Source organism: Serratia sp. Sp408, assembly GCF_057180665.1.
In genome coordinates, this window is record NZ_JBXUFT010000001.1 from 2174157 (window position 1) to 2189579 (window position 15423).

The 15423-nt window shown below is 57.0% G+C and carries 12 protein-coding genes, 1 tRNA gene and 1 pseudogene; 9 read left to right on the top strand and 5 right to left on the bottom strand.

All coding sequences use genetic code 11. From position 1 onward, the window contains the following. Positions 1 to 7: 7 nt before the first annotated feature. Positions 8 to 1597 carry a TIGR04028 family ABC transporter substrate-binding protein gene (locus AC2AXP_RS10365; protein ID WP_004961068.1) on the bottom strand — a complete coding sequence of 530 codons (1590 nt, stop codon included), beginning with the start codon at positions 1595 to 1597 and terminating at the stop codon, positions 8 to 10. Between the two features lie 353 nt (positions 1598 to 1950). Here AC2AXP_RS10365 and AC2AXP_RS10370 point away from each other — a divergent pair, with 353 nt between their 5' ends. The 3 genes from AC2AXP_RS10370 to AC2AXP_RS10380 all read left to right on the top strand — a co-directional run bounded on the left by AC2AXP_RS10370 (position 1951) and on the right by AC2AXP_RS10380 (position 5651). Then, entirely contained in the window at positions 1951 to 2850 is a 900-nt protein-coding gene (locus AC2AXP_RS10370) for a glycyl-radical enzyme activating protein (protein ID WP_484381625.1), read from the top strand. Between the two features lie 4 nt (positions 2851 to 2854). After that, positions 2855 to 5287 carry a formate C-acetyltransferase/glycerol dehydratase family glycyl radical enzyme gene (locus tag AC2AXP_RS10375; RefSeq protein WP_004961066.1) on the top strand — a complete coding sequence of 811 codons (2433 nt, stop codon included), beginning with the start codon at positions 2855 to 2857 and terminating at the stop codon, positions 5285 to 5287. 115 nt (positions 5288 to 5402) lie between these two features. Beyond that, positions 5403 to 5651, top strand: coding sequence for a hypothetical protein (locus AC2AXP_RS10380; protein WP_198772997.1), 249 nt, complete (start codon positions 5403 to 5405; stop codon positions 5649 to 5651). A 15-nt stretch (positions 5652 to 5666) separates the two neighbouring features. On the opposite strand, the gene AC2AXP_RS10385 is transcribed toward AC2AXP_RS10380, so the two are convergent. Then, positions 5667 to 6296, bottom strand: coding sequence for an alanyl-tRNA editing protein (locus AC2AXP_RS10385; RefSeq protein WP_004961064.1), 630 nt, complete (start codon positions 6294 to 6296; stop codon positions 5667 to 5669). Positions 6297 to 6367: 71 nt separating this feature from the next. Between AC2AXP_RS10385 and AC2AXP_RS10390 the strand changes: the two genes are divergently transcribed. Then, the gene (locus AC2AXP_RS10390) at positions 6368 to 7324 is read left to right on the top strand and encodes a LysR family transcriptional regulator (RefSeq protein ID WP_449145233.1); all 957 of its coding nucleotides are present in this window, start codon (positions 6368 to 6370) and stop codon (positions 7322 to 7324) included. Here AC2AXP_RS10390 and alkB read toward each other — a convergent pair. From alkB to agp, 3 genes are all read right to left on the bottom strand, one after another. After that, positions 7302 to 7949 (bottom strand): DNA oxidative demethylase AlkB, encoded by a 648-nt coding sequence (gene alkB, locus AC2AXP_RS10395; protein ID WP_004961060.1) that lies wholly within the window; start codon positions 7947 to 7949, stop codon positions 7302 to 7304. The two genes, AC2AXP_RS10390 and alkB, sit on opposite strands and share 23 nt — an antisense overlap. A 101-nt stretch (positions 7950 to 8050) precedes the next feature. Next, positions 8051 to 8746: a 4'-phosphopantetheinyl transferase family protein gene (locus tag AC2AXP_RS10400; protein ID WP_004961058.1), complete on the bottom strand. Its 696-nt coding sequence runs from the start codon at positions 8744 to 8746 to the stop codon at positions 8051 to 8053. A 72-nt stretch (positions 8747 to 8818) separates the two neighbouring features. Beyond that, positions 8819 to 10048: a bifunctional glucose-1-phosphatase/inositol phosphatase gene (gene agp, locus AC2AXP_RS10405; protein WP_004961056.1), complete on the bottom strand. Its 1230-nt coding sequence runs from the start codon at positions 10046 to 10048 to the stop codon at positions 8819 to 8821. Between the two features lie 328 nt (positions 10049 to 10376). On the opposite strand from agp, the gene AC2AXP_RS10410 reads away from it, so the two are divergent. The 5 genes and pseudogenes from AC2AXP_RS10410 (at position 10377) to AC2AXP_RS10430 (ending at position 15422) form a co-directional block, all read left to right on the top strand. Continuing rightward, positions 10377 to 10452, top strand: a tRNA-Asn gene (locus AC2AXP_RS10410). A gap of 161 nt (positions 10453 to 10613) precedes the next feature. After that, positions 10614 to 10706, top strand: a pseudogene (locus AC2AXP_RS10415) (Arm DNA-binding domain-containing protein); the annotation flags it as partial. A 531-nt stretch (positions 10707 to 11237) separates the two neighbouring features. Beyond that, positions 11238 to 12722: an efflux transporter outer membrane subunit gene (locus AC2AXP_RS10420; protein WP_198772999.1), complete on the top strand. Its 1485-nt coding sequence runs from the start codon at positions 11238 to 11240 to the stop codon at positions 12720 to 12722. A 2-nt stretch (positions 12723 to 12724) separates the two neighbouring features. Then, positions 12725 to 13843 (top strand): HlyD family secretion protein, encoded by a 1119-nt coding sequence (locus AC2AXP_RS10425; RefSeq protein WP_004961052.1) that lies wholly within the window; start codon positions 12725 to 12727, stop codon positions 13841 to 13843. After that, positions 13836 to 15422: a DHA2 family efflux MFS transporter permease subunit gene (locus tag AC2AXP_RS10430; RefSeq protein ID WP_198773000.1), complete on the top strand. Its 1587-nt coding sequence runs from the start codon at positions 13836 to 13838 to the stop codon at positions 15420 to 15422. The genes AC2AXP_RS10425 and AC2AXP_RS10430 overlap by 8 nt, the downstream gene beginning before the upstream one ends. Position 15423: the final 1 nt, after the last annotated feature.

Here is a 15423-nt window from a genome sequence, read left to right on the forward strand (position 1 = left end):
CGCCTCCCTAGTGCTTTTCCAGCCATGCGCCGTAGAAGCTTGGCCGGCCTACCGCCTCGAAACTGACGCCCTTCAGGTACGGTGCACCGGCAAACACCTGCGGCTCTTCAAAAATCGGAATGACGTACGCCTGATCCAGCAGGTAACGCTGGGCATCGCCGGCGATTTGCAGGCGTTTTGCCGCATCGACTTCGGCAGCAATGCCAAGTAGCAATGCGTTCAGCCGATCGTCGCTGAAACGGCTGTGCTTGCCGCTGCCGCCCTGTTGCAGCAGGCCGTCGCGGTTGCTGGGATAAAACTGGCTCTTGATCACGTCCGGATCGGCGCGGCCCACCTCAATCACCGCCAGCGGCGTTTTTTGCGGGTCAAGGTTGTCCGCCACTTTGCTACCGGCGTCGCCGGCCAGAATATTCAGACTGGCGCCAACGTTGCGCCACTGCTGCGAAACCAGCTGCAGCACCGCTTTGTTCTGCGGCTGCGGCAAGGATTCGTACACCGTCAGTCGCAGCTTTTTGCCGTCTTTTTCGCGCAGGCCATCGGCGCCCTTTTGCCAGCCGGCCTGATCCAGCAGCCGGTTGGCCAGCGCCGGATCGAAATTAAGCCGATCGGACAGATCGACAAAACCGGCAGCGGACGAGGCTACCACCGAGCGGGCCTGCGGGTAGTTGGGCGAAAATAGCGTCTCGACGATCTGTTTGGCGTCAGTGGCATGCAGCAGCGCCTGGCGTACCCGCAGGTCGCTGACCAACGGGTTATCCGGACGGAAGGCCAGACTGTCGTTGACGCCGCGCGTTGGGGCGGCGTAAATGATAAAACCGCGATCGCGGGTGGGCTTTTCGTCGTAGGCCTGGATCTGGCGAATAAAATCCGCCTGTCCGGCCTGTAGCGCGCCGATACGAACGCTGTCCTCAGCGGTGACAATCACTTTGATGCCATCCAGATTGGCGCGCCCCTGCTGCGCCAGTGTGACCGGTCCCCAGCGATAATCCTTGCGCACGCTAAGGTTCACTTCCCGCCCCAGCTTCTCATCGCTGACCACAAAGGGGCCGGAACCGATAATATTGCGGGCGTCGCCCAGTTGGTCATAGCTGCGCGCCAGCGTGCTGAGCGCCACCAGGCCGGAGCCGATGGTGGCGGTGCCCTGCAGAAAGCCCGGCGACGGCCGTTTGAAATAGAACTTCACCGTCAGTGGGTCGATCACTTCGCTGTGGTCATAGTTGTTGATCACTTCCGACACCGGCAGCTTTTGCCGTTTGTTACCCAAGCCATAGGTGTCGAAATTTCTGGCGACCGCGTTAGCGTCCAGCGGCGTACCGTCGGAAAAACTGACGCCGGGACGCAATTTGAAGGTGTATTCGGTTTTATCGGCGTTACTGCTCCAGGATTGCGCGATCCAGGGTTCGATCTCCAGCGTTTGCGGGTTCTGATAGGTCAGTTTGTCGGTGATTTGATTGAGGATACCGCCGTTAGGATAAAAACCGCCGGAAGGCGGATAAAGCGTGGTATGCGCCTGCTGTTCCAGGTAAATCAGGGTGCCGCCCTGCACTGCCGCCCAGGCTGGGCTGGCGCTGAGCGTCACCCCCAAAGCCACCGCCATTCCACTGGTTAAGCTGTTGAAAGAAAAATTAAACATGCTCGCCACGCCCTTATATATTTCTGGAAGTTATGGGTTAGATAACAAACCAAATCGACAGGGAATTGAACGAACAAATCCGGCAATGCTTTGTTAGAAAATGCACAAGGTGACCAGCCAAAACAGCCTCGGTGACAATCAAGCCTCAGAGGGGTGGCCGGCAGGGATTAAAAGACGAGAGTGACGGGTCCTCAAAGTGTGAGATTCAGCATGGTTTAAAACTCGCACGCAGCAACCTGTCACCAAGTTGATAAAAGTCAAACTAGATTTCAATAGAAAGTTATTTAATCTTCATATGAAACTCGTGGGAGTGAATTATGATTTTTAATATTCAGCGTTATTCCACCCATGACGGCCCTGGCATCCGCACGGTGGTGTTTATGAAAGGCTGCTCGCTGGGCTGCCGCTGGTGTCAAAACCCGGAAAGCCGCGCCCACGAAGCGGAGCTGCTGTATGACGCCCGTCTGTGTCTTGCTGGCTGCGATCTCTGCCAACAGGCGGCGCCGGAGGTTATCGTGCGGACGCTGGAGGGGCTGGTGATCCAGCGTAAAAAACTCGCCCCCGCGCAGCTGAACGCGCTGACCGACTGCTGCCCCACTCAGGCTCTGACCGTCTGCGGCGAAATGAAAAGCGCCGATGAAATCATGGCTACCGTCCTGCGCGATAAACCCTTTTATGACCGCAGTGGCGGCGGTATGACACTCTCCGGTGGCGAACCGTTTATGACCCCGGATCTGACACTGCGCTTGCTAAAAGCCAGCCGCCAACATGCTATTCACACTGCCGTAGAAACCTGTCTGCACGTGCCGTGGAAATACATCGAACCGGCACTGCCGTGGATCGATCTGTTCCTTGCCGATCTGAAGCACGTTGATGCGGCGAAATTCCTGCACTGGACCGAGGGCTCCGCCAAGCGCGTACTGGATAATCTGCGGCGCGTTGCCGACGCAGGAAAACAGATCACCCTGCGCGTCCCGCTGATCCCCGGTTTTAACGCCGACCGGGAATCAATTGAAGCGATCGTCGATTTTGCAGCCAATGTGCTGCACGTTCGCGACATTCATTTTTTGCCCTACCACACGCTCGGTATGAACAAGTACACCCTGCTTAGCCTGCCCTATCTCGCTCCTGATAAACCGCTTGCCGATCCGGCTCTGCTGGCGCTCGCCCAACGCATCGCGGGTGATAAAGGGCTGATCGCGACCCTACGAGGATAATACAATGACAACTTTACAGCTCGACACCCTGACGGACCGCATCAAGGCGCATAAAAACGCGCTGGTACATATCGTTAAACCGCCGGTCTGCACCGAGCGAGCGCAGCATTACACCAGCGCTTATCAGCAGAATATGGACAAGCCGATGCCACTTCGTCGCGCGCTGGCGCTGGCGCATCACCTGGCGCAGCGCACTATCTGGATCAAGCACGACGAGTTGATTGTCGGCAACCAGGCCAGTGAAGTCCGCGCCGCCCCCATTTTCCCGGAATACACCGTCAGTTGGATTGAAAAGGAAATAGACGATCTGGCCGACAGGCCCGGTGCCGGCTTTGCCGTCAGCGAAGAGAACAAGCGCGTGCTGCACCAGATTTGCCCATGGTGGCGGGGGCAGACGGTACAGGACAAATGCTATGGCATGTTCACCGACGAACAAAAGGCGCTGCTGGCCACCGGCATTATTAAAGCCGAAGGCAATATGACCTCCGGCGACGCGCATCTGGCGGTTAACTTCGCGCTGCTGCTGGAACAAGGCCTCGACGGCCTGCGTGAAAAAGTGACCGAACGTCGCACGCGCATCAATCTGACGGTGTTGGACGATCTGCATGGCGACCAATTTCTCAAAGGGATTGATATCGTTCTGCAAGCGGTCAGCCAGCATATCCAGCGTTTTGCCACGCTGGCCCGCAGCATGGCGACGCAAGAAAGCCGTGCCAAGCGCCGCGACGAACTGCTGGCGATCGCCGAAAACTGCGACATTATCGCGCACCAGCCGCCGAACACCTTCTGGCAGGCGCTGCAGCTGTGCTACTTCATCCAGTTGATACTGCAAATTGAGTCCAACGGGCATTCGGTCTCCTTTGGCCGCATGGATCAGTATCTCTACCCGTACTATCGCCGCGACGTGGAACTTGAGCATGCCCTTGAGCGTGAGCAGGCCATCGAGCTGCTGCACAGCTGCTGGCTGAAGCTGCTAGAGGTCAATAAAATTCGCTCTGGCTCCCACTCAAAGGCCTCGGCCGGCAGCCCGTTGTATCAGAACGTCACCATCGGCGGCCAGAAGCTGGTCAACGACCAGGCTATCGATGCGGTCAACCCGCTTTCTTACGCTATTCTCGAGTCCTGCGGTCGGCTGCGCTCCACTCAACCCAATCTGAGCGTGCGCTATCACGCCGGCATCAGTAACGACTTCCTCGACGCCTGCGTGCAGGTGATCCGCTGCGGTTTTGGCATGCCGGCGTTCAATAACGACGAAATCGTTATCCCGGAATTTATCAAACTGGGCATCGAGAAGCAGGATGCTTACGACTATGCCGCTATTGGCTGCATCGAAACCGCGGTCGGTGGTAAATGGGGCTACCGCTGTACCGGTATGAGCTTTATCAACTTCGCCCGGGTGATGCTGGCTGCGATGGAGGGGGGGCGCGACGCCACCAGTGGCGAGGTATTCCTGCCGCAGGAGAAGGCGCTTTCCAGAGGCAACTTCGTTAATTTTGACCAGGTTCTCACGGCCTGGGATAACCAGATCCGCTACTACACCCGCAAATCAATCGAAATTGAGTATGTGGTCGACACCATGCTCGAAGAAAACGTGCATGACATCCTCTGTTCCGCGCTGGTGGACGACTGCATTGAGCGTGCGAAGAGCATCAAACAGGGCGGCGCCAAGTACGACTGGGTATCGGGCTTGCAGGTCGGCATCGCCAACCTCGGCAACAGCCTGGCAGCGGTGAAAAAACTGGTCTTCGAGCAGGGCGCGATTGGACAGCAGCAGTTGGCAACCGCACTGGCGCAAGATTTCGACGGACTGAGCCACGAGCAGCTGCGCCAGCGTCTGATTAACGGCGCGCCAAAATACGGCAATGACGAAGACAGCGTTGACGCCCTGCTGGTTCGCGCCTACCAGACGTATATCGATGAGTTAAAGCAGTACCACAATCCGCGTTATGGGCGCGGCCCGATCGGCGGCAATTATTACGCAGGCACCTCTTCCATTTCCGCCAACGTGCCGTTTGGCGCCGCCACCATGGCCACGCCGGATGGACGCAAGGCGCATACGCCGCTGGCGGAAGGTGCAAGCCCGGCGTCAGGCACCGACCATCTCGGCCCCACCGCCGTGATTGGCTCGGTGGGCAAACTGCAAACGGGATCTATTCTTGGCGGGGTATTGCTGAATCAGAAGCTGAATCCGGCGACGCTGGATAACCACAGCGATCGCCAGAAGTTGATGGCGCTGCTGCGCACCTTCTTTGAGGTACATAAAGGCTGGCATATTCAATATAACATCGTCTCGCGTGATACTCTGCTGGACGCAAAGCAGCACCCGGACCAGTATCGTGACCTGGTGGTGCGCGTGGCAGGCTACTCGGCGTTCTTTACCGCGCTGTCACCAGACGCCCAGGACGATATCATCGCCCGTACCGAACATATGCTGTAAGCGTTTTCTCTCTCGCCCGGCCCCCTGCCGACATGCAAGCGGGGCTGGAACCGCGGGATGGCTTGGCAGGCGGATTATTTTGTTATAATGTATCAAAAAAACCGAGGGACAGACGATGAAACCACAGCTAAGCGCATTGCTGTTAACCCTGCTGGCCGGTAAGGCGATGGCCTTTCAGGCGCAGGTTGCCGCGCCGCAGCCGGCGCAAACCAACTCGGCTGAAAACGCCTTTGAAGGCCGGTTTTACGGTTTTCACGCCATGGATATGCAAGCGGTCAGCATGGGCAGCTGTAGCACACAGCCGGTTGCCGGCTGTCAATGCGGCTTCTGCACCCTGCTACGCCATGCCGGGTCGGCTAAATAACCCCATCGCGGCTGTTCAGACAAGATGATACTGCACCACCAGTTGGCCTTTCTTCATTTTTACCGCCGTAATCTGCACCTGCCCCAGCTCCGCCAACGAAGCCACATGGGTGCCGCCGCAGCCATAGGCCGGCAATTCGCCAAACCCCACCTTACGCATGCCATTTTCCGCCTGCTGCACGCGCGGCAGATCCCGCGCAATCAACTGCGCCAGTTCGGCTTGCAGCCACGCCGGTTCCACGGTTTTTGCACCGCTACCGGGTGCAAAGGTGATACGCCCCTCTCCCGGCCAATGGTGAGCCTTGACCGGTTGCCACCCCTGCCGCTCCCCCAGCCCGCCAATCAGATGACCGGCGGAATGCCAGCGCGCATGCAACGCGCGCTGCGCTGGGTCGATAGTCAGCGTGACCGGCCCCAACGGTAGCGGCCGGTCGATCACATGCAGCACCTGCTCATCCTGTTGCTGCAATCGCAACAGCGGCACGCCGTTCAGCCAGCCGCTGTCCGACGGTTGCCCTCCGCCCTGCGGGTGGAACAGGGTCGCATCCAGCACCACGGCGTAATTGCCGTCATCCAGCGCGTTACAGGCCAGCAGTTGCGCGGTCAACTGCAGATCATCACTGTAGTAATAGCGTCGTTCGGTCATTGGTTTCTCCTTCTTCACGATACCGCTATTATATTCATGTCATAATTAACTGATAATCCGTCGTCAACTGAATGGACTTTTGCGCTGTGATCACAAATCAAACCTCACCGCTGCTGGCCGAAATGGCAGTGTTTGCTCAGGTGGTGGAAAGCGGCAGTTTTTCCGCCGCCGCCCGCCGACTGGGCGCCACGCCGTCGGCCATCAGCCGCAGCGTCAGCAAACTGGAACAGGCGTTGAACCTGCGTTTGCTGCATCGCACCACCCGCAAACTGCGCCTCAGCGAACAGGGCGAGGCGGTTTTTCAACATTGCCAGCAGATGCTGGCGGCCGCCAATGCCGCCATGACGGTCTGCGGGCAAGGCAGCGCAGAACCGGAAGGTCTGGTCAGCGTCAGCGTGCCGAAGGCGGTTGGCCACTTTGTGCTGCACCCACACATGCCGGAATTTCTGCGACGTTATCCGCAGGTCGACGTGCGTCTGCGACTGGAAGACCGCTATATGGATTTGATTGACGACCGGGTCGACCTGGCACTGCGCATTACCGATCGACCCTCGCCGGGCCTGATTGGCCGCCAGTTGATGACCGTCGATCACCTGCTGTGCGCCACGCCGCATTATCTGGCACAGCACGGCACGCCGCAGCAACCACAGGATCTGGCGCAGCACAGCTGTATTTACCTGGGAGAAACGCCGAACGACGCCCGCTGGAAGTTCCGCCGCGCCGGTAAAACGGTAACGGTCAAGGTGGGCGGCCGCTATGCCGCCAATCACACCGGGGTGCGACTGGACGCAGTGCGCCAGCATATCGGCATTGGCAGCCTGCCGTACTTTACCGCACGACAGGCGCTGGCCAAGGGCGAGGTGGTTCAGGTGCTGGCGGATTGGGATTTTCTTAGCAGTTATCAGGGGGGCTTGTGGCTACTGTACGCGCCGACCCAACACCTGCCGGCAAAATTGCGGGTGTTTATCGATTATATCGTCAGCTGCCTGGCAGCGGAGCCGCAGCTTAAAGCGCCTTGCGCAAAGTGATGTTGATGCGGTGCGGCCCCACCAGCGAGTGGTAGCCCTCTTTTACCGGCATAATGCCATGAAAACACAGCCGCGACGGACCGCCCCACACCACCACGTCGCCATGCGCCAACGGAATACGCCGGGTTTTATCGCTGCGCTGCAAGCCGCCGAACTGGAATACCGCCGGTAGCCCCAACGACACCGAGACGATGGGCGAACCAAAATCATGCTCGTCCTTATCCTGGTGCAATGACAGTTTGCTGCCGGGATCGTAACGGTTCATCAGACAGGAATCCGGCACGTAATGGCCAAAACCGGCCTGCAACGCGGCTTCGTCGGCCAGCGCCATCAGGATGTCGGGGATCGGCGGCCAGCGTTTGCCGCTGCGCGAGTCGCGCGCGGAATAACGATAGCCACGGCTGTCACTGGTCCAGCCGTTGCCGCACCAGCTCATGGCCACCGACATGGTATAGCCGCCGGGGGTGGTCATGTGCCGCCATGGTACCTGTGCCACCACGCTCTGCACCGCCGCCAGCAGTTCGGGGCCGTGGTCACGGACAAACCCATGCAGCACTACCGCGCCGGGCGCAATCTCTTCACGCCACGGTGGCGGCAGCGCATCTTCAAAAAGATCGAGCGTCATTGCCAAACACCTGTTTATATATCCAGTGCTTATTTTAGCGCTAAAAATACCGTTGTCCAGTCTCGAACACACCAGGTAAAAAAATCACATATCAATTTGAATTATAAGTGAATAAACGTAGTTACAGTGTCACCATCAAGCAAGAATTGTCCGCTAAATCGTCGCCCCGCCGGACAATGCGCCGTCAGCGTCGTCAGCAATTCCAGCTCCAGCGTTTGCGCCTGCCAGTCAACCGCCACCGTACGCGCATCAAGAAAATCAAAGTAACGCTGCACCTGCGGATACAGCGCCTTAAACAGGCTTTCCTTGGCGGAGAACACCAGCGTCAGCAAATGAGGAAAGGCTACCGGCTGGCGTTGTAGCCAGGCATGCTCTTGCGTCGAGACTATCGCTTGCCACAGTTGCGCTGCGCGCTGTTGCGACATCAGCGTTTCGACATCTAGCCCGACGCCGCCAAGACCATGTTCCCGCTGTACCGCACACAGCACCGTGTCAACATTGTGGCTTAGCGCACCGGCGATACCCGACGGCCAGACCGGGGCACGATGGTCACCGGTAGTGACGATAACGCCGTGATGATCCAACTGCGCCAATGCCTGCCGTGCCAGACAGCGTCCGGCCAGATACTCCGCCCGCCGCTTGGCCACTGCCGCAGACAGATGTGCCGGAAACGGCACCGCAAAGTGGGAAAACAGGGAGTCGTGGTACTCGGCCACGCTGAAACGGCCGCGGATCGCGTGGCCGGGGTAATCGCTGAAGTTCAGCCATTGAATATCGTTAAGGAAACAGGCAGACACGTAGAAACCAGATGAACGGGCAATGCCCCCAGTGTAATGCCCCCGTCCCGCTGGGGAAAGGGGCAGGCAGCGTTACAACATCTCTTGCATGGTTTTCTTGAAGTCGCTCCAGGCGCAATAACCCTGTTTATCGATAGGGCAGCCTTCCAGTGCCAGCGTCACGCGCTGCGGCGGGTGCTCCAGCGTCAGTTTGTCGGCGTTACGCAGCTGTTCGGTGGATTGATAGACGTACTCGATTTTCAGCAAATCCCGATCCTGTTTGGCATCATGCCAACGCTGGAACACCAGTTTACCGCCGATTGGCGTTTTCTCATATTGGTTCGGTAACTGATACGGCTTGAACTTCATCGCCGACAGCAGTGAAGCAATGTTGGAATCGTGGCCGACCAATACGGTCAATTTCGGCGAATGGGCTTTATCGGTGCCATTCAGCGCCGAATCAATGTAAGTCAGCAGCGGTTTGGCGACGTTCTGTGCCACTACCGATGAGGTGAACAGCGAATCCTGATAACCGTCTTTCAGCTGTGCCAGTTGGCGCCACTGCTCAGGCGTGGTCACTTTACCCCACGCCACCTGCGTCAGCGGGAAACCTTCGTAATATTGCAGCATAAAGGCATCAACCAGCGAATTGCCCACCTTTAACGGCCCCGCTACCCCCGGCTCCTTGCCCGGCACCGCGCTCATCTTGCTCGCTTCGGCGGTCAAATCGCACTGGCGGTCGGTTTTGCAGGCATTAGAATCCTGATAATCGATAATGCTCGCCAACTGACGATAGGCGGCGTCCAACTGCAATGAGTCCAGTTTGGCGTTCATCGCTTTTAGCGCCTGCTGGTTAAACTTTTCACTGTTATCGGTGATGATCGGGTTAAAGGTCGGGTCCATTTCGCCCATTTTCGCCTGATGATGCACCGCCACGTCACAGCCGGGGAACGCACCGTTGGTAAAGAACTGCGCGGTCGCTACCGTGCGTTGCAGGCTGTTGGCATAAACGTATACGCTGTCTTGCGCCGGGCAGCCCTCCGCTGGCAGCAGGCCGGTTTGCTTGAGCCAGGCGTTAAAATAATGGCCCATATACACTTCCAGCACCCCGCCCTTGGTGGTCAGCAGGCCTCCGGGCGTATCCCACGCTGGCCAGGCCTGCGGCGTGGCGTTCGCCAGTACGCTGCCGTTGTTGGCCAACGGTGCGCGCAGGTTGTGGCGGCTCATCACCAATACCTGTTCCAGTTGATAGCCTTCTGTCTCGGCCAGCGCCGAGGCGCTGAACAGCATAGGCAAGCACAGCAGTAACGTTTTTCTTTTCATCCCGCCTGTCCCTATTATGTGTATTTTTAGTGAGTTAGCTTGAACTGGCTATCATGGCGGGGTTGCGCGAGCAAATGTGTGATGCAACTCACGGGCAGACAAACCCGCCCACGCCGAGAGAAGCGCGACGGGCGCTGCGCGACTGCAACTGACCGGCGATCATTGCGGCAGCCGCACGCCGATCGCTGCCGCCCTATCCGCCAAAGAGCCAATAAATCTGCAAAAAACTCAAGCAATTGCGCATTCTGTAAGCAAACAGTCACAGAATGCGTAATCGCCCTTTGACATGCTCCCGGCAGGTCGTTATGATTCCGGCCGTTCACACGATTCCTCTGTAGTTCAGTCGGTAGAACGGCGGACTGTTAATCCGTATGTCACTGGTTCGAGTCCAGTCAGAGGAGCCATATTTATGTTTTCATGCATCTTCACGAATCTTTATACGATTTAGATTCAACAAGTTAGCGTGAAAAGTCTCCCCAATGCATTTTCTTTCTCCCCTCCGCATCGGGCAAGATTGATAGTCTGATTTGGGGTCATTTCAGTTCGATTATGGAGTGGCCACCCTATGTCTCTGAACGACACTAAAATCCGCAGCTTAAAACCATCCGCTAAACCTTCCAAAGTTTCCGATTCTCATGGCCTGTACCTGTTGGTCAATCTATCTAACGTTTTCATGTCAAGGTCCCTCAGCGCCCTTGGTGTTTACCTTAAATAAAAAACTCATCATCAAGTCTTGTTAAAGAGTAAGCTCTCTTTTTAAATCTCAACTACATTCAATAATTAAGCTATCACGACCTCACCAAGACGATTTACTTTTTTATGGTCACTGAGAATAATCGTAATCAATCGTCTTATTGAGGCTAGCACTTATTCTGCCTGCAATTACCATGATGTTAGTGCCAAAAATCACTACGCCTTTAAGCTCTCTTTTGTTGCCACCGGCTCCAGTCCGCCTAAAGCGAAATGACTACCCGTGCTTCGGTCGCTGTACATGGCAGCCTGGCAGGCTTGTCAGCTCTGAAGCAGTACTTATGCCAGGGACGGGCGACGACCAAAAATCATCGTTAAATATATCGCTGATTTGTTTACGCTGAAAATGACCATTTTGCGATAACAAAAGTCAATTCCTCGACATAAAGACAAATTAACAATGGGTAATCTAGTCGCATTCTCATTAAGAGTGTGACACATGTTAATAATCAGAAGGCTAACCATTGTCTTAATTCCGTTGTTATCTGCCGGTTGCGCTGTGGGACCAGATCGGCCTCCCCTCACGACTTTACCCATAACATCAACTCTGTCTGACAATTCCCCCACACCTGATCAGTGGTGGGCTTTGTATCAGGATCCTGCGTTAAATCATGCCGTCGGGGAAGCATTGCGCAATAATCGCGATCTTCGTGTCGCAGCAGCCAACCTTCTCGCAGTCCGTGCGCTTCAACGCGAAACCGATGCGCAAAAACTGCCCGACACAAGCTTAACTGCCGACGGGGGATATGGCAGTTCGCTGGACGATCAGATTGAAGCGGCGTTAGGCCAGAGCGACAATATCCGTACCGGCAGCCGCTATAGCGCAGGCATGAGCCTGCAGTGGGAGCTCGACCTGTTTGGCCGCCTGCGCTCACAGTCCAGCGCGGCACAGGCACACGCCGAATCTGTTCAGGCCGAAGAAGACGGCGTCCGGGTGTGGGTTGCCGCCGAAACAACCCGGGCCTGGCTCAGCGCTTGTAGCTATGGTCAACGGATCGGTATTGCTCAACAGACTTTGGCGCTGGTTGTGCAAGAGCAGCAGATTACCGAAGCGCTGCATAAATCCGGGGCCGGTGCCATGCCGGGTGTGGTTCGAGCTCAGGGTTTGGTCTACCAGACCCGCACCGAACTGCCAGTGTTGAAAGCCAAACGACAGCGTGTACTTGCTGAACTCGCGGTTTTAATGGGCCGTCTACCTTCCAGTCCTCCCGAACAAGCGCTTGTCTGCCAAAAACCGCCAACGCTGGCGTACCGCGGGTTGCCGGACAGCGAAGGTTTAGCCCTGTTACGCCGTCGCCCCGATGTGCGCGAGGCACAACAACAGCTTACCGCCGCAACGGCCAACATCCGCGTGGCGACCGCCGATCTCTATCCGCAGATTTCACTGGGGGCCAGCATGCTCAGCTCCGCTCACCAGCCTGAAGATTGGGGAAAGGAAGGTGCCACGGTCTGGAGCATCGGACCGCTGATCTCATGGTCCTTCCCTAACATCACTGCGGCCCGGGCGCGTATCGCTCAGGCCGGAGCCAAAGAGAGTGCGGCACTCGCGCATTTTGACGGCACGATTTTGACGGCGCTGAAAGAGGTACAGGTGAGCCTGACAGGCTATGACTCTGCCCTGCAGCAACAAAAACTCCTTCAACAGGCTGCCGAAAACAGTCGACACGCGCTGAGGCTATCGACGCTTGCCTATCAGGACGGTGCGACAACCGCTCTCGACTATCTCGACAGTCAACGTAACGACGTCGCCGTTCAGAGTGAGTTGGCGCGCGCAAATACGCGGCTTATTGATGCTCAGGTGACTTTATTTAAAGCCCTGGGTGGCGGGTGGCAGCAGGCTCCCTCGGTGGTGATCCCGGCACCTCAGCGGTCAAAAATCGTTTCCAGCATTTTATTTCCTCCTGTTTTTAAAAGAGAATCATAGTAATGACCGAAAATACTTCGTCTGCTAAACAGCCAGTTTTTGCTGTCCGACGTGCAAAACCCCGGCCCCGCACGCTGGCCGGCATCCTGTTGTTCACCCTGTTGATACTGGCCTGGGGAATTTACTGGTGGACCACCGGCCGCTGGATGATCGAGACCGATGATGCCTATGCACGCGCCGACATTGTCACGCTGGCGCCCCGCATTAACGGCTATTTAGTTGCGGTGGCGGTTCAGGACAATCAACCGGTGAAAGCCGGTCAGCTACTGGCCCGAATCGATCCCCGTGATTTTCAGGCCAAAGTTGAACTTGCCGAAGCCGCCGTCGCGGCGGCGGTTGCCGAAAATGACGTGAAACAGGCCCGTATCGCCAATCTGGCCGCCCGCCAACAACAGCAGATAAGTCTGATTGCAGAAGCGCAAGCCGCCGTCCGCGCCGCCGCTGCAGAATCAAATCGCGCGGCACTGGAGGACCGGCGCCAGCATCGCCTGGCCCGGCAAAACATCAGTAGCGCCCAGCAGGTAGAATCGTCTGACGCGGATGCCCGTAAAACCGTCGCACAACTGGCGCAGGCCCAGGCGCGGCTCGCCAGTCAGCAGCAGGCGCTGTCCGTACTCGCTAGCAGCCAACAGGCTACCGAGGCCGAGCGGGACAAGGCGAAAGCCATGCTGACGCAAGCGCAGGCCATACTGACGATCGCACGCATTAATCTGGCGAGCACCCGGATTGTCAGTCCGATCAACGGCACTGTGGGCGAGCATGCGTTGCGGGCTGGTCAATATGCCGAAACGGGTTCCCCGCTGCTTTCCGTGGTTCCCGGTAATACTTACGTGGTTGCCAACTTTAAGGAAACGCAAATTGACCATATGCAGGTTGACCAACCTGCCGAGGTACAGGTAGATGCGTTTGGTGGACAGGTTTTCAAGGGTAAGGTCGAAAGCTTTTCCCCTGCGTCCGGAGCTCAATTTGCGCTGCTTCCCCCGGATAACGCCACCGGAAACTTTACCAAAATAGTCCAGCGGATGCCGGTGCGGATCCGCCTTGATGCCGGTCAGACAAGAGTGGAGCAGGTTCGCCCCGGAATGTCGGTGATGGTCACGGTGGACACTCGTCATGAGTAGCCATATATCAAGCGAGGCGACTGTTCTGCCCGGCACAGACAAAATCTCGTTACGCACTTGGGTGGCCGTATTGGGCAGCGTCGTCGGCTGTTTTATGGCAGGCATGAATGTACATGTCACCAACGCCTCATTACCCGATGTACGGGGTTCGCTGGGTGCCACCTTTGAAGAGGGCTCCTGGATCACCACCGCCTATCTGGTGGCCGAAATCATCATCATCCCGATAACCGGTTGGTTAGTCTCGATATTTTCCATGCGCCGCGTCCTGATGGCAGGGACATCCGGATTCATACTCTTTTCCATGGCCTGCTCGCTGGCCCCCAATATTCAGACCATGATCCTCGCACGTGCATTGCAGGGCGCGTTTGGCGGCGTGCTGATCCCCTTGTCATTTCAGCTTATCGTCGGCGAATTGCCCTCCCACAAGCATTCTCTCGGCATGGCGCTGTTTGCGGTGGCTAACAATGTCGCCCAGGCGGCAGGCCCTTCACTGGGCGGCTGGTTAACCGATGCCTATTCATGGCGCTGGATATTTTATCTGCAAGTGCCCCCTGGGATATTGCTGCTGGCCGCCATTGGCTGGTCGGTCAAACCGCAGCCGATGAGGCTTGAGAAACTCAAACAGGGAGACTGGTGGGGAATTATCACCATGGCGGTTGGCCTTTCCTCGTTGCAAATCATGCTGGAGGAAGGCGGGCGCGCGGACTGGTTTGCTTCGTCTTTTATCGTCAATTGCACCTTGCTGGCCGTAACAGGTATTGCTGGTTTTATTTACGCGGAGCTTAAGAGCAAGACGCCGTTTATTAATTTGCGCTTACTGGGCCGTTATAATTTCGGTCTCGCCAGCCTGATGCAGTTTTGCTTCGGCGCAGTGGTGTTTGGCGTGGTGTTTCTGGTGCCTAACTATTTCGCCGAAGTTCACGGTTACAACGCCAGCCAGATCGGGGCAATGATGATCCCTTATGGCATCATTCAATTTATCATGTCGTTCGCTACGCCCCGGCTGATGCGCTGGACCAGCGCCCGCACCGCGATCGTGGCCGGATTCCTGATTACCGGCCTCGGCTGTCTGATGAACATTCACCTCAATCCCGATGCGGCTTATAACGTCATTGTTCCTTCGTTGATCGTGCGCGGCATCGGGCAATCGTTAGTGGTGGTGGCATTGGGAGTGATGGCAATTCAGGGCCTGGAAAAGGATCAGGTGGGCTCGGCATCGGGGCTTTTTTCGATGGTGCGCAACATAGGCGGAGCCATCGGTATCGCCCTTTCCAGCCAGATCGTGGTTGAGCGTGAAAAACTGCATGCGCAGCGCATTGGCGAATCGGTTACCTCTTTTGCTCAGGCAACGCAGGAACGGCTGGTCGAGACAGTCAACATGCTCTCACACGTTCATCTCGATCACGCCACCGCTCTGTATAGCGCGGGGGCGGCAAGATTGCGCCAGCAGGCTTTGGGGTTGATTGATCAGATCGTGCGTCGTGACGCCCTGCTGCTGGCCTACAGTGATGCTTTTTACATTGCCGGCCTGGCAATGCTGATCTGCGTGCTGGCTGGGTTCTTTTTGCGCAAAACCTGAT